The organism is Pseudomonas sp. MPB03 (assembly GCF_046605385.1).
GTDB lineage: Bacteria > Pseudomonadota > Gammaproteobacteria > Pseudomonadales > Pseudomonadaceae > Aquipseudomonas > Aquipseudomonas zanjanensis.
In genome coordinates this window covers 5,153,755-5,167,975 of record NZ_CP176770.1, presented here as the reverse complement: position 1 = coordinate 5,167,975, position 14,221 = coordinate 5,153,755, and the positions used below count along the sequence as shown (strand labels likewise).

Here is a 14,221-nt window from a genome sequence, read left to right as displayed (position 1 = left end):
CCCCTGTGGGAGCGAGCTTGCTCGCGATAGCGATGTATCAGCCGACTCAATATTGGCTGAGCTGACGCCATCGCGAGCAAGCTCGCTCCCACACTCGTATTGCATAAGATTTTAATTGCCTCCGGGTGCTTGATATTCCGAACAGCCGGAGCCTATTTTGTACGGGTTGCCGTTCGCGGCTCGCACATAACAAGGATTGCGTCATGACGACCGATGGCCAGCGTTCACTCGCGCAGCGACTGACGGGCATTGATGAGATTGAATGTGTCACGCCGGATTTGAATGGCGTGCCGCGGGGCAAGGTGATGACCGCCGAGGGGTTCCTCGAAGGCCGGCGGTTGCAGTTGGCGCGGGGCGTGCTGCTGCAATGCATCATGGGCGGTTATCCGCCGTCGCGTTTCTACGGCAGCGACGACGGCGACCTGGCGCTGGTGGCCGATCCGAAACAGATCCACCGCCTGCCCTGGAGCCAACAGCCCCGTGCCCTGGCGATCTGCGACGCCGACGAACTGACCGGTGAAAGCTCCCGGCTCTCGACACGCGGCCAGCTCAAGGCAGTTGTCGCGCGTTATGCGGCCCTTGGCCTGGCGCCGGTGGTGGCGACCGAGCTGGAGTTCTTCGTATTCGCCCCCAACCCGGACCCGACCCAGCCGTTCCAGCCGCCGATGGGCCTGGATGGACGGCGCGAAGACGGCCAATCGGCGTTCAGCATCAGTTCCAACAATGGCCTGCGCCCGTTCTTCAGCGAAGTCTATGCCTGCATGGCGGCGCTCGGCTTGCCTCGCGACACCTTCATGCACGAAATGGGCGTGAGCCAGTTCGAGATCAATCTGCTGCACGGCGACCCTTTGTTGCTGGCGGACCAGACCTTCCTGTTCAAGCACCTGCTCAAGGAAGTCGCCCTCAAGCACGGCCTGACCGTGGTCTGCATGGCCAAGCCCCTGGCCCACACGCCGGGCAGCTCGATGCATATCCACCAGAGCGTCGTCGAGGCGGCCAGCGGCCGCAACGTGTTCAGCGACGACGCGGGCGAACCGACGGCCACGTTCCGGCATTTCATCGGCGGGCAACAGGCGTGCCTGGCGGACTTCACCGCGTTGTTCGCGCCGAACGTGAATTCCTACCAACGCCTGTGCAATCCGTTCGCTTCGCCGAACAATGCGTGTTGGTCCCATGACAACCGTTCGGCCGGGTTGCGGATTCCCGCCAGTTCGCCGGTGGCCCGACGGGTCGAGAACCGCTTGCCCGGGGCCGATGCCAACCCCTACCTGGCGATTGCCGCCAGCCTGGCCGCCGGGCTGTACGGGATCGAACATCGCCTGGAGCCGAGCGCGGCGATCCAGGGCGAATTCGAAGTACCGGATAATCTGTCGCTGCCATGTACCTTGCATGCCGCCCTGGAGCGTCTGAAGCGTAGTCATCTGGCGAAGGAACTGTTCGGAGCGGAGTTCATCGAAGGCTACATCGCCTCCAAGACCCTGGAGCTAACCAGTTTCTTTGACGAAATCACGCCCTGGGAGCGGCGTGTCCTCGCGGCCCAGGCCTAACGAACCGTCGCATTCGGGCTATCTTCAACGGATAGCCTTTACTTACCTCAAGGAGCCGCTCGGAACGCCGATGCGCCAAATCTGGAAACCTTTTCGAGCGCTTTATTTCGCCTCGCTGATGATGTTGATCGGCTCGGGCCTCTTGAGTACTTACCTGGCCTTGCGCCTGGCCGCCGACCATGTGGACAGCCTCTGGGTCGGTGCGCTGATGGCCGCCAACTATTTCGGCCTAGTGCTGGGCGGCAAGATCGGTCACCGGCTGATCGCCCGCGTCGGGCACATTCGCGCCTACTCGGCCTGTGCCGGGATCGTCGGGGCGGCGGTGCTGGGCCATGGTCTGGTGAACTGGCTGCCGGCCTGGATCGTGCTGCGGATGATCGTTGGCCTCGGCATGATGTGCCAGTACATGGTCATCGAGAGTTGGCTCAACGAACAGGCCGACGCCAAGCAGCGCGGTGTGGTGTTCAGCGGCTACATGATCGCCTCGTACCTGGGGTTGGTGCTGGGGCAGTTGATCCTGGTCATGCACCCGGCCCTGGGCCTGGAACTGCTGATGCTGGTGGCGCTGTGTTTCGCCCTGTGCCTGGTGCCGGTGGCGCTGACCCGGCGGATTCACCCGGCACCGCTGCATCCGGCACCGATGGAGCCGCGTTTCTTTATAAAACGCGTGCCACAGTCTTTGACCACGGTGTTGGGCTCGGGGCTGATCGTCGGTTCCTTCTACGGTCTGGCGCCGCTCTACGCCTCCCAGCAGGGCCTGAGCACCGAACAGGTCGGCCTGTTCATGGGTAGCTGCATCTTTGCCGGCCTGTTGGTGCAGTGGCCGCTGGGCTGGCTATCGGATCGTTATGACCGGGCACTGTTGATCCGCTGCTTCGCTCTGGCCCTGGCGGTGTGTGCGTTGCCGCTGGCCATCTTGTCGAAGGTGCCGCTGGAAATATTGTTCGTCGCGGGGTTCTGCTGTTCGTTGGTGCAGTTTTGCCTGTACCCGCTGGCGGTGGCGTTTTCCAACGACCATGTCGAGGGCGATCGCCGGGTGTCGCTCACGGCGATGCTGTTAGTGACCTACGGCGTGGGCGCCAGTATCGGCCCATTGGTGGCCGGCGTGCTGATGAAGCTGTACGGCAGCCAGATGCTGTATGGCTTCTTCGCTTTGTTTGCGTTGGTGCTCGTGTGGCGGATTCGGCCGAAAGCGGTCACCAATCTGCATCAGGTCGATGATGCACCGCTGCACCATGTGGCCATGCCGGACAACATGACCAGCTCGCCCTTGGTGGCGTGCCTTGATCCAAGGGTCGACGAGCAGGTCGTTCAGGAGCAGATGCAGACATCGCCCAATCCGGACGCGGAGCCTGAGCCAGCCGCCGAAGCCGCTGCGGAAACCGAGGAGCCCGAGGGGCCCAGTTTTACCCAGGCCAGGCCTTGAAACAGGCATAAAAAAACGGGCAGTCACCGCAAGGGACTGCCCGTTTTTCATGCCTTGAGGATCAGAGGTCGTCTTTGTCGAAGCGGCGGGCTTCGCGCTGGAGCTGGTAGACGAACCGCTCGACTTGCCGTTGCACCAGGCCGCTGATGTTGTGGAAGCGTACGCCGGCGAACGTAGTGTTGAATCGTTCTTCGAAGTGCAGGTAGCGCAGCTCGACGGGGGCGGTCATGTTGCCAAACGGCAGGGCTGCGACGAAGCGCTCGTACACTTGGCCCAATTGCAGTCGCTCGGTGATATCGCCGTCGAAACGCAACTTGCAACCGGTGGCGGAAATGTCCAGCAGCTTGCCTTCTACGGGGGACTTCATCTTGTCGCCGCCCAGTTCAACGCTCACCAGTTGCGCCAGTTTCAGGGCGGCGCGGAAGGCGTTGCGACGTTGGTGGTAGACCACCTCGTCGGGCAGGGCGCCGCGGTAGCAGCGACCGTCGCTGGATTCATCGATGGTCAGCGGGCCCTTGCCATCCCACGCGATGCGCACGCCGTCATGGAAGCCCTCGACGCGAAACGGCTCGCCGGCCAGTAGGAAGCGCTCGCCGTCCCGGGGAATCATTTCATCCAGGGCGATGGAATTGGTCTCGCGATCGACATTGACCAGATAACTCTGAAAGCGCTGGGTACGTTCATGGAACGTAATGATCAGCGGGTCGTGGCTATCTTGCAGCATCCGCAGGTTGCCGGAGATTTCCAGGGGCGTGGTAAGGACCTTGGGTGGCTGCGGAGCATCATCCGCGTTTGAGGCATTGAACACGGTGGGTCAATCTCCAGGCAAAATACGACTACGAATGGCTAGCATTTTGCCAGCATGTTTCGCGCGTTGATAGAGCGAAGGCATAGTTCGTTTCATGCCTGGCTGAGCGGACGGTGCTTGACCATTCTGGCCGTCGAACCGCTGGCGTCATACAGTGTCGGGATCTCGCCGCCGTTGAGAATGCGCAATTGGTTGGCGGTGGCGGCCTGCTGCATCTGGATCGACTGGCCGTTACGGGCGTTGGTCGCCTGGCATTGGGCGAGCAGGTCGTTGAGCACCTTGCTCTGGGACAGCAACTGATCGCCGATCGTCGATTGGCTGGCCAATTGCTCGAGGCCGTCATGATTGGCGGGCAGGTTGAGGCTGGCGAGGATCTCGCTGCGCTTGCGGCCATGCTGGTCGAGCAAGATGATCAGTGCCTGTTTCTGCGCCAGGATGTTTTCCAGCAAAGGCATGTCACGACCGTGCAGGGCCACGGATTCGGCCTGCAATAACTCCAGCAATTGTTGCGCTGGTACGAAGTCGTCGATGATCAGTTGCAATAATTGAGTGTCGTGCATGGCTGGCCTTGGGTCTTAGCGTCCAAAAGCCTGGCGCAGGCGGCGGCCTAGCGCTGGGCTTCGAAGTTGAGCAGTTTGCTGGCTACGCGGTTGCTGTCGACTTTGTAGCTGCCATCGGCGATGGCTGCTTTCAACTCGGCCACGCGGGCGTTGTTGACGACAGGTTGATCGCGCAGCTTGTCAGTGAGCTTCTGCAACTGCTGAGCCTCATTGCTGAGGTGTACAGACTCCCCGTTGCTGACTTCGGCTGGCGTGGACAGCGGCGCGGATTTGTCGGTTTCGACGGTTTCCTTGGTGGCGCTGGTACGCGTAGTGCCTGTCAGCGGTGAAGAGCTGTTTAAACGATTGAAATCGATGACCATGGTAAAAAACCTCTGGGTATTTGGACGCTTGCCATGTTTTCGGCCATTCCCAAAAAAACTTTAGGCTCATTTATTCAATGAACGTGCGCACGTCTGCGCTTGCCTTTGCATAAGGCACAGTCTAGGGAACACCGGGATCAAGCGCCAGCTTTCTACCTCCTTTACCAGGTTATTACATCGCCACTTCCACTTGGCCGGGGGCCATCACCTGCGCCTTGATGACGCGCTGGGAGTTAAGGTTTTTTACTCGTATCTGTTCACGCATGCCGCCATTGGACAGGGCCTCGCCGGGCATCCGCACGGCCAGGGAACCGCTGCGGGCGGTGATGACCACCTGGTCGCCCTTGCGGACCACCTCGGCCTGCTCCAGGTGCACCAGTGTCACGACCTGGTCGGCGACCATTGGTCGGACAAGTTTCTGCCCGATGGCCTGATCGACCGAGGTCAGGAAACCCTGGGTGATCTGGCTGATGTCGCGTTCGCGCAACATGACGTCCTGTGGCTCGACGATCCCGGCCCGCTTGAGCGGACGGGTGGTGGTGACAATTTCCCGGAACAGGCGCACTTGAGCGGGCACGAACACCGTCCAGGGCGCGGCGCTGTCGCAACGGACCTTCACCGTGACGCGCCCCAGGGGCCGGGCCGGGCTCTCCAGGGAAGCAGTCAATTCCTTGTCACACATGGGCATGCGCAGGCGCGGGTCGAGCTGGTTGACTTCGATTTCGTAACGACCTTCGGTTTGACTGGTTGCCAGATAGTCTTCTACGGTGAATTCAAGAAAGCCCTGAGTGACGCCGATAAGGAGATCAGGCAAGGTAACCGGAACCGCCGCAAGGGCAGGACCGCCCGAGGTGAACAGGCAGGCAGCCAACAGTGCACCGAGCCAGTGGCGGCAGTGAGTGGTCAGGCGTCGAGAAAATGTCGTTTGTGCGTTCATGCCGGTTCAATAGCAAGCCCCGTGCCGTTTAGTGATGAATGCGCGTCGGACACATTAGCGTTAGGTAGGAGTCAGGGCATGGCGGGAGTAATGGATTCGGTAAACCAGCGCACTCAGCTGGTCGGTCAGAATCGCCTGGAGCTGTTGTTGTTCCGTCTCGACGGCCAACAAATGTATGGGATCAACGTATTCAAGGTCCGCGAGGTGCTGCAATGCCCCAAGCTAACCCTGATGCCCAAGTCCAGCCCCGTCGTGTGCGGTGTGGCCAATATCCGGGGTGCGACCATCCCGATTCTCGACCTGGCGATGGCGACCGGTTCCGGTCGGCTGCTGGACCAGAGCAATCCGTTTGTGATCATCACCGAGTACAACACCAAGACCCAGGGTTTCCTGGTGCGCTCGGTGGAGCGCATCGTCAACATGAACTGGGAAGAGATCCATCCGCCGCCCAAGGGCACCGGTCGCGATCACTACCTGACGGCGGTGACGCGGGTCGATAACCAGTTGGTGGAAATCATCGACGTGGAGAAAATCCTCGCCGAAGTGGCACCCACGCCGGAAGCGATCTCCGCGGGCGTGGTGGACGCCGAGACCCAGCACAAGGCGATTTCGCTGCGGGTGCTGACCGTCGACGATTCTTCGGTGGCCCGCAAGCAGGTCACTCGTTGCCTGCAAACGGTCGGCGTCGATGTGGTGGCGTTGAACGACGGGCGACAGGCGCTGGATTACCTGCGCAAGCTGGTCGATGAGGGCAAGAAGCCCGAGGAAGAGTTCCTGATGATGATCTCCGACATCGAGATGCCGGAGATGGACGGGTACACCCTGACCTCGGAAATCCGCAGCGACCCGCGTATGCAAAAGCTGCACATCATCTTGCATACTTCGTTGTCCGGTGTTTTCAACCAGGCGATGGTCAAGAAGGTCGGTGCCGACGATTTCCTGGCGAAATTCCGCCCCGATGACCTGGCTTCCCGGGTCGTCGATCGGATCAAGGCAGCAGAATAAAGTAGAGGTCGGGCGCGTTGTGCGTCCGGCAAGTCAACACGAATGAAAGAGGCGGTATCTTGTCTACGGGTAATTTGGATTTCGAACAGTTCCGGGTCTTCCTGGAAAAAGCCTGTGGCATCCTGCTTGGTGAAAACAAGCAGTACCTGGTGTCGAGCCGTCTCAATAAATTGATGGAGCAACAGGGCCTCAAGTCATTGGGCGAGCTGGTGCAGCGTATCCAGACCCAACCGCGCAGCGGCTTGCGCGAGATGGTGGTGGACGCGATGACCACCAACGAAACCCTGTGGTTTCGTGACACCTATCCATTCGAGGTACTGAAGAACAAAGTGCTGCCGGCGGCCATCAAGGCCAGCCCGGGCCAGCGCCTGCGGATCTGGTCGGCGGCCTGTTCGTCGGGGCAGGAGCCCTATTCGTTGTCGATGTCCATCGATGAGTTCGAGCGGACCAACCTGGGCCAGTTGAAAGGTGGCGTGCAGATCGTTGCCACCGACCTGTCCGGCACCATGCTCAATAACTGCAAGACCGGCGAGTACGACAGCCTGGCCATCGGCCGTGGCCTGTCGCCGGACCGCCTGCAACGCTACTTCGACCCGAAAGGGCCGGGCAAGTGGGTGGTCAAGGCGCCGATCAAGAGCCGGGTCGAGTTCCGTTCGTTCAACCTGCTGGACAGCTACGCCAGCCTGGGCAAGTTCGACATCGTGTTCTGCCGCAACGTGTTGATCTACTTCTCCGCCGAAGTGAAGAAAGACATCCTGCTGCGTATCCATAGCACGCTCAAGCCGGGTGGCTACCTGTTCCTTGGCGCCTCCGAGGCGTTGAACGGTTTGCCGGATCATTACCAGATGGTCCAGTGCAGCCCGGGGATCATCTACCAGGCGAAGTGATTGGCTTGGTTTCAGAAAAAACGGGAGTCCCATGGGGCTCCCTTTTTTTTGCCCGCTGTTTTTCATTCACCCGCGTCCCCTGTGGAAGCGAGCTTGCTCGCGATAGCGGTATTGCAGACGACATCAATCTTGACTGACACACCGCCATCGCGAGCAAGCTCGCTCCCACATTTGCTCCCCATTGCCTGGCGAAAGCGGCAGAAAAGCGGCAGCCAGCGGAAGCCGATTGCCGCTTTTCTGGCATTGCCGCTTTGCCGATCCCCGCAAAGCCCCGGTTTACGGGGCTTCTGAAAGTGGCACGACGCTTGCTAAAGCCATCGTACGTACATTCTGGTCACCCAAAGGTTTCCGACATGAGCATCAGCTTCGATAAAGCGCTCGGTATCCACGAACAGGCCCTGAGCTTCCGCGCCCAACGTGCCGAAGTCCTGGCCAACAACATTGCCAACGCCGATACCCCGAACTACAAGGCGCGTGACCTGGACTTCTCCAAGGTGCTCGCCGAGCAGAACGAGAAGACCAAGAACGGCCACTTCGCCTTGAACATGACCAACAACCGTCATATCGAAGCCGAAGGCGTGGGCAGCGGCGACGAATCGCTGATGTATCGCACGCCGATGCAGCCGTCGATCGACCAGAACACCGTGGACGCTCAACTGGAACAGTCCAACTACGCGGAAAACTCCGTGAACTTCCAGGCCAGCTTCACCCTGCTCAACAGCAAGTTCAAAGGGCTGGTATCGGCCCTGCGCGGAGAATAAGCCATGTCGATCGCTAGCGTATTCAACATTGCCGGCAGTGCCATGAGTGCCCAGACCACTCGCCTGAACACCGTCGCCAGTAACATCGCCAACGCCGAGACCGTTTCGTCGAGCATCGACCAGACCTACCGCGCCCGCCACCCGGTATTCGCCACCATGTTCCAGGGCGGCCAGTCCGGCGGCAGCGACTCGCTGTTCCAGGACCAGGACCAGGACGCGGCGGGGCAGGGCGTGCAAGTGCTTGGCGTGGTCGAAGACCAGAGCAACCTCGAAGCACGTTATGAGCCAAACCATCCGGCCGCGGACGCCAAGGGTTACGTCTACTACCCGAACGTCAACGTCGTCGAAGAAATGGCCGACATGATTTCCGCCAGTCGTTCGTTCCAGACCAACGCCGAAATGATGAACACCGCCAAAGCCATGATGCAGAAGGTCCTGACCCTCGGTCAGTGATAAGGGGCGAGTCACATGAGCGTTACCAACACTACCAGCGGTTTGAGCCTCAACGAGATTCTGGCCAACTCCTCGGTCAAGACCAACACCACGACCGATGGCCTGGGCGCAGCGACCACCGCTGCCACCGGCAAGAAGGAATTGGGCAAGGATGCGTTCCTGCAACTGCTCGTGACCCAGCTGAAAAACCAGAACCCGCTGGAGCCACAGGATAACGGCGAGTTCGTTGCCCAGTTGGCGCAATTCAGCAGCCTGGAAGGCATCACCACGCTCAACGATACCGTGAGCGGCATCGCCGGCAACTACAACTCGTCCCAGGCGCTGCAGGCTTCGTCCCTGGTCGGTCGCTCGGTGATCGCGCCCGGTGACAAGGCCGTGGTCGACACCTCCAAGAGCCTCAACGGCACGGTGGTGGTACCAGCATCGGTGTCCTCCGTCGCCGTCAAGATCGTGGACAAGGACGGCAAGACCGTTCGCACCATCGACCTGGGCAGTCAGAACGCCGGCAATTCCGCCTTCATCTGGGATGGCAAGAACGATGCGGGCACGGTCGTTGAATCGGGCACTTACACCTTCGCGGCCTCGACCACCATCGATGGCAAGGCCACGTCGCTGATCACCAACCTGCCGGCCACGGTCAGCAGCGTGACGATCAGCCAGACGGGCGGTGAGCTGATGCTCAACCTGGCCGGGCTGGGCAGCATTGCCCTGTCCAAAGTACAAACTATTGGTATGTAGAGCCGACTAACCGGCAAAAGGAGTCAACATGTCTTTCAACATCGGCCTTAGCGGTCTCTATGCAGCCAACAAACAGCTGGACGTGACCGGCAACAACATCGCCAACGTGGCGACCACCGGTTTCAAATCGTCCCGCGCGGAATTCGAAGACGTCTACTCGGCCACCAAGCTGGGTTCGGGCAGCAAGACCGTCGGCAACGGCGTGCGCCTGGCCAACGTTTCCCAGCAGTTCGGCCAGGGTGACGTGAACAACACCGGCAACGTGCTGGACATGGGCATCCAGGGCCAGGGCTTCTTTGTCCTGAGCAACGACGGTTCCCTGAGCTACACCCGTGCCGGTACGTTCAAGACCGACAAGGAAGGCTTCATCACCAACAGCGATGGCACCTCGCGCCTGCAGGGCTATGGCGTGGATGCCAACGGCAAGATCCAGAACGGCATCCTGACCGACCTGCGCATCGACACCTCGAACCTGCCGCCAACCGCCACCAGCCTGGTATCGTCGACCATCAACCTGAACTCGACAGCGACGCCGATCACTGCCGCGTTCAATCCGGCCGACACCGCTACCTTCACCAAGCAGTTCACCACCCCGGTCTATGACACCCAGGGCAACCAGCACTCAATGGACCAGTACATGGTCAAGACTTCCGGCAACACCTGGAATGTCTACACCTTGATCGACGGTCGTAACCTCAATGGCAGCGCGCCGACCACGACCGGTGCGAACGCGCCGATCCCTTCGACCATGTCCTTTGATTCCAGTGGCCGGTTGACGCAGGTCAGCACGCCGCCAGTGCCACCTGCCACTACGCCGACTATCAACAGCGATCTGGTATTGACTGGCTGGGTTCCTGGCACCGTAACCAACGGAACATGGACCGCCAACGGTGCCGCCAGTGCGCCGACCATTACGATTTCCATGGGCAACACCACCCAGTTCAACGCCGACACCGCGCGCTCGATCCCAACCCAGAACGGCTACGCCACCGGCCAGATCACCAACCTGACCATCGACGGCAGCGGCGTCTTGCTGGCCAACTTCAGCAACAACCAGACCAAGCCGATCGGCCAGCTCGCCCTCGCCAGCTTCACCAATGAGCAGGGCCTGCAGCCTGTAGGCGGCACCAGCTGGAAAGAAACCTTCGCCTCGGGCATCCCGGGCTACGATGCGCCACAGACCGGTACCCTGGGTTCGATCGTCTCCAACTCCTTGGAAGAGTCCAACGTCAACCTGACCAACGAACTGGTCGAGCTGATCAAGGCGCAAAGCAACTACCAGGCGAACGCCAAGACCATCTCCACCCAGAGCACCATCATGCAGACCATCATTCAGATGGCTTGATGTCGATGGCTGTTTGAAGGCTGCACAAGGAGCCCCCTCGCAAGAGGGGCTTTTTTGTGGGCGGCTATTTTGTGTTGCCTGTCCCGGCCTCTTCGCGAGCAGGCTCGCTCCCACATTGGGACCTGTGTACACATATCCCTGTGGGAGCGAGCCTGCTCGCGAAAGCGGTAGGTCAATCAGCACCTTATCCCAGGCAAAAGAAAACCCCCGATAAACCAGCGGTCTATCGGGGGCTTCTTCAGCGGGCGCTTTTACACGCCCACCCGCTCAGCTTATTGGCAAGCTTCGCAATCCGGCTCGTCGATCGCGCAGGCCTTCGGCACTGGCGCAGGTCCGGCTGGAGCAGCCAGGACCGAATCGTCACCGTGGTTGCCGCCGCTGGAAACCGCGTTCAGCTTACCGGTGTTGATGGTCGACTTCTCGGTGCTGGTGGCGGCCAGGGCACGGAGGTAGTAGGTGGTTTTCAGGCCACGGTACCAGGCCATGCGGTAGGTCACGTCCAGCTTCTTGCCCGAAGCGCCGGCGATGTACAGGTTCAGCGACTGAGCCTGGTCGATCCACTTCTGGCGACGGCTGGCGGCGTCGACGATCCACTTGGTGTCCACTTCGAACGCGGTCGCGTAGAGCGCCTTGAGCTCTTGCGGGATGCGTTCGATCTGCTGCACCGAACCGTCGTAGTACTTCAGGTCGTTGATCATGACCGAGTCCCACAGGCCGCGAGCCTTGAGGTCGCGAACCAGGTACGGGTTGATCACGGTGAATTCGCCCGACAGGTTCGATTTCACATACAGGTTCTGGTAGGTCGGTTCGATCGACTGCGACACGCCAGTGATGTTGGCGATGGTGGCGGTCGGTGCGATGGCCATGATGTTGGAGTTACGGATGCCTTTCTGCACACGGGCGCGAACCGGTGCCCAGTCCAGGGATTCGTTCAGGTCGACGTCGATGTACTTCTGGCCGCGCTGGGCGATCAGGATCTGTTGCGAGTCCAGCGGCAGGATGCCCTGGGACCACAGCGAACCCTGGAACGTCTCATAGGCGCCACGCTCGTCGGCCAGGTCGCAGGAAGCCTGGATCGCGTAGTAGCTGACCGCTTCCATGGACTTGTCGGCGAACTCGACCGCAGCGTCCGAACCATACGGGATGTGCTGCAGGTACAGCGCGTCCTGGAAGCCCATGATGCCCAGGCCCACCGGCCGGTGCTTGAAGTTGGAGTTCTTCGCTTGCGGCACCGAGTAGTAGTTGATGTCGATCACGTTGTCGAGCATGCGCACGGCGGTGTTCACGGTGCGTTGCAGCTTGGCGGTGTCCAGCTTGCCGTCGACGATGTGGTTCGGCAGGTTGATCGAGCCCAGGTTGCAGACCGCGATCTCGTCCTTGTTGGTGTTCAGGGTGATCTCGGTGCACAGGTTCGAGCTGTGGACCACGCCCACGTGCTGCTGCGGGCTGCGCAGGTTGCACGGGTCCTTGAAGGTCAGCCATGGGTGGCCGGTTTCGAACAGCATCGACAGCATCTTGCGCCACAGGTCTTTGGCCTGGACGACTTTGAACAGCTTGATCTTGTTGTACTCGGTCAGGGCTTCGTAGTACTCGTAGCGCTCTTCGAAAGCCTTGCCGGTCAGGTCGTGCAGGTCCGGCACTTCGGATGGCGAGAACAGGGTCCACTTGCCGTCATCGAAGACGCGCTTCATGAACAGGTCCGGGATCCAGTTGGCGGTGTTCATGTCGTGGGTACGACGACGGTCATCACCGGTGTTCTTGCGCAGCTCGATGAACTCTTCGATGTCCATGTGCCAGGTTTCCAGGTAGGCACAGACCGCGCCCTTGCGCTTGCCGCCCTGGTTGACCGCAACGGCGGTGTCGTTGACCACTTTGAGGAACGGCACGACGCCCTGGGATTTGCCGTTGGTGCCCTTGATGTACGAGCCCAATGCGCGAACCGGGGTCCAGTCGTTACCCAGGCCACCGGCGAATTTCGACAGCATGGCGTTGTCGTGGATCGCGCCGTAGATGCCCGACAGGTCGTCCGGAACGGTGGTCAGGTAGCAGCTCGACAGCTGCGGACGCAGGGTGCCGGCGTTGAACAGGGTCGGGGTCGAGGCCATGTAGTCGAAGGACGACAACAGGTTGTAGAACTCGATCGCACGGTCTTCACGCTGCTTCTCTTCGATGGCCAGGCCCATGGCCACGCGCATGAAGAAGATCTGCGGCAGTTCGAAACGCACGCCATCCTTGTGGATGAAGTAACGGTCGTACAGGGTTTGCAGGCCCAGGTAGGTGAACTGCTGGTCGCGCTCGTGGTTGATCGCCTTGCCGAGTTTTTCCAGGTCGAATTCGGCCAGGACCGGGTTCAGCAATTCGAATTCGATACCCTTGGCGACGTAGGCTGGCAGGGCCTTGGCATACAGGTCGACCATTTCGTGGTGGGTCGCGCTCTCGGCGACTTCCAGGAAGCTCAGGCCTTCGGCACGCAGGGTGTCCATCAGCAGGCGGGCGGTCACGAAGGAGTAGTTCGGCTCGCGTTCCACCAGGGTCCGCGCGGTCATCACCAACGCGGTGTTGACGTCCTTGAGGGCGACGCCGTCATAGAGGTTCTTCAGGGTTTCGCGCTGGATCAGGTCGCCATCGACTTCTTCCAGGCCTTCGCAGGCCTCGGTGACGATGGTGTTCAGGCGGCCCATGTCCAGCGGCGCCAGGCTGCCGTCGGCGCGTGCGATGCGGATCGAAGGGTGGGCCTGGACCGGGGCGTCGGCAGGGGAGCGGGTAGCACGCTCCTTGGCGCGGGAGTCACGGTAGATCACGTAGTCGCGGGCCACTTTCTGCTCGCCGGCACGCATCAGGGCCAGTTCGACCTGGTCCTGGATTTCTTCGATGTGGATGGTGCCGCCCGACGGCATGCGACGCTTGAAGGTCGCGGTGACCTGTTCGGTCAGGCGGGCCACGGTGTCGTGGATTCGCGACGAAGCGGCAGCGGTGCCGCCCTCAACTGCGAGGAACGCTTTGGTGATGGCGACGGTGATCTTGTCATCGGTGTAAGGAACGACAGTGCCGTTACGCTTGATCACACGCAGTTGGCCCGGCGCGGTGGCGGACAGATCCGGGCTCGAATCGGCGGCCAGCGGCGCGGTGCCCTGCGGGTTCTCGCGAGTTGTGTCGGTGTGCATGGGTGTCTCCACGTTCTCTATGTTTGTTTGGGCACCATCACGGTGCCCACCGTTCCGTCCTGAAGCACTACAACCGACTGGCGCCGGGCATAACAACTTCGGGACAGTAGGAAGCAGGCGTTTAATGCCGCTTCCATCCGAAGTTCTCAGGTTGCGAGCGGGGCTCGAAACCGGGTTGCCGGGGTGGCAGCAATTGACTGCAACACCCGTACCGTTTCGGTCGTTTCG

Annotated in this window: 13 protein-coding genes; 8 read left to right on the top strand and 5 right to left on the bottom strand. The window is 60.8% G+C overall.

Annotated features, from left to right (window positions below; genetic code table 11):
• The first annotated feature begins 305 nt into the window (after positions 1 to 305).
• Complete coding sequence (locus ACLH0I_RS22310; protein ID WP_411387548.1) at positions 306 to 1,547, top strand: glutamine synthetase family protein; 1,242 nt, start codon at positions 306 to 308, stop codon at positions 1,545 to 1,547.
• Between the two features lie 70 nt (positions 1,548 to 1,617).
• A complete protein-coding gene (locus tag ACLH0I_RS22305; protein ID WP_411385403.1) occupies positions 1,618 to 2,973 on the top strand; it encodes an MFS transporter in 1,356 nt (451 codons plus the stop codon).
• A 61-nt stretch (positions 2,974 to 3,034) separates the two neighbouring features.
• Here the strand turns inward: ACLH0I_RS22305 and ACLH0I_RS22300 are convergent, their stop codons facing one another.
• The 4 genes from ACLH0I_RS22300 to flgA all read right to left on the bottom strand — a co-directional run bounded on the left by ACLH0I_RS22300 (position 3,035) and on the right by flgA (position 5,640).
• Positions 3,035 to 3,781 (bottom strand): flagellar brake protein, encoded by a 747-nt coding sequence (locus tag ACLH0I_RS22300; protein WP_186707051.1) that lies wholly within the window; start codon positions 3,779 to 3,781, stop codon positions 3,035 to 3,037.
• Between the two features lie 92 nt (positions 3,782 to 3,873).
• Positions 3,874 to 4,341, bottom strand: coding sequence for a flagella synthesis protein FlgN (locus ACLH0I_RS22295; protein WP_250963480.1), 468 nt, complete (start codon positions 4,339 to 4,341; stop codon positions 3,874 to 3,876).
• A gap of 47 nt (positions 4,342 to 4,388) precedes the next feature.
• Entirely contained in the window at positions 4,389 to 4,703 is a 315-nt protein-coding gene (flgM, locus tag ACLH0I_RS22290; RefSeq protein ID WP_186707049.1) for a flagellar biosynthesis anti-sigma factor FlgM, read from the bottom strand.
• 172 nt (positions 4,704 to 4,875) lie between these two features.
• Entirely contained in the window at positions 4,876 to 5,640 is a 765-nt protein-coding gene (gene flgA / locus ACLH0I_RS22285; protein WP_250963481.1) for a flagellar basal body P-ring formation chaperone FlgA, read from the bottom strand.
• A 78-nt stretch (positions 5,641 to 5,718) separates the two neighbouring features.
• Here flgA and ACLH0I_RS22280 point away from each other — a divergent pair, with 78 nt between their 5' ends.
• The 6 genes from ACLH0I_RS22280 to flgE all read left to right on the top strand — a co-directional run bounded on the left by ACLH0I_RS22280 (position 5,719) and on the right by flgE (position 10,829).
• Entirely contained in the window at positions 5,719 to 6,645 is a 927-nt protein-coding gene (locus ACLH0I_RS22280) for a chemotaxis protein CheV (protein WP_186707047.1), read from the top strand.
• 59 nt (positions 6,646 to 6,704) lie between these two features.
• Complete coding sequence (gene cheR, locus ACLH0I_RS22275) at positions 6,705 to 7,532, top strand: protein-glutamate O-methyltransferase CheR (protein WP_003178919.1); 828 nt, start codon at positions 6,705 to 6,707, stop codon at positions 7,530 to 7,532.
• A 353-nt stretch (positions 7,533 to 7,885) separates the two neighbouring features.
• Entirely contained in the window at positions 7,886 to 8,293 is a 408-nt protein-coding gene (gene flgB / locus ACLH0I_RS22270; protein ID WP_186707045.1) for a flagellar basal body rod protein FlgB, read from the top strand.
• A gap of 3 nt (positions 8,294 to 8,296) precedes the next feature.
• Positions 8,297 to 8,746 (top strand): flagellar basal body rod protein FlgC, encoded by a 450-nt coding sequence (flgC, locus tag ACLH0I_RS22265; protein WP_411385402.1) that lies wholly within the window; start codon positions 8,297 to 8,299, stop codon positions 8,744 to 8,746.
• Positions 8,747 to 8,761: 15 nt separating this feature from the next.
• Positions 8,762 to 9,484 carry a flagellar hook assembly protein FlgD gene (gene flgD, locus ACLH0I_RS22260; RefSeq protein WP_250963484.1) on the top strand — a complete coding sequence of 241 codons (723 nt, stop codon included), beginning with the start codon at positions 8,762 to 8,764 and terminating at the stop codon, positions 9,482 to 9,484.
• Between the two features lie 28 nt (positions 9,485 to 9,512).
• Positions 9,513 to 10,829, top strand: a complete 1,317-nt coding sequence (flgE, locus tag ACLH0I_RS22255) for a flagellar hook protein FlgE (protein WP_411385401.1) — start codon at positions 9,513 to 9,515, stop codon at positions 10,827 to 10,829.
• A 272-nt stretch (positions 10,830 to 11,101) separates the two neighbouring features.
• Here the strand turns inward: flgE and ACLH0I_RS22250 are convergent, their stop codons facing one another.
• Positions 11,102 to 13,993 carry a ribonucleoside-diphosphate reductase subunit alpha gene (locus tag ACLH0I_RS22250; protein WP_053124363.1) on the bottom strand — a complete coding sequence of 964 codons (2,892 nt, stop codon included), beginning with the start codon at positions 13,991 to 13,993 and terminating at the stop codon, positions 11,102 to 11,104.
• Positions 13,994 to 14,221 lie beyond the last annotated feature (228 nt).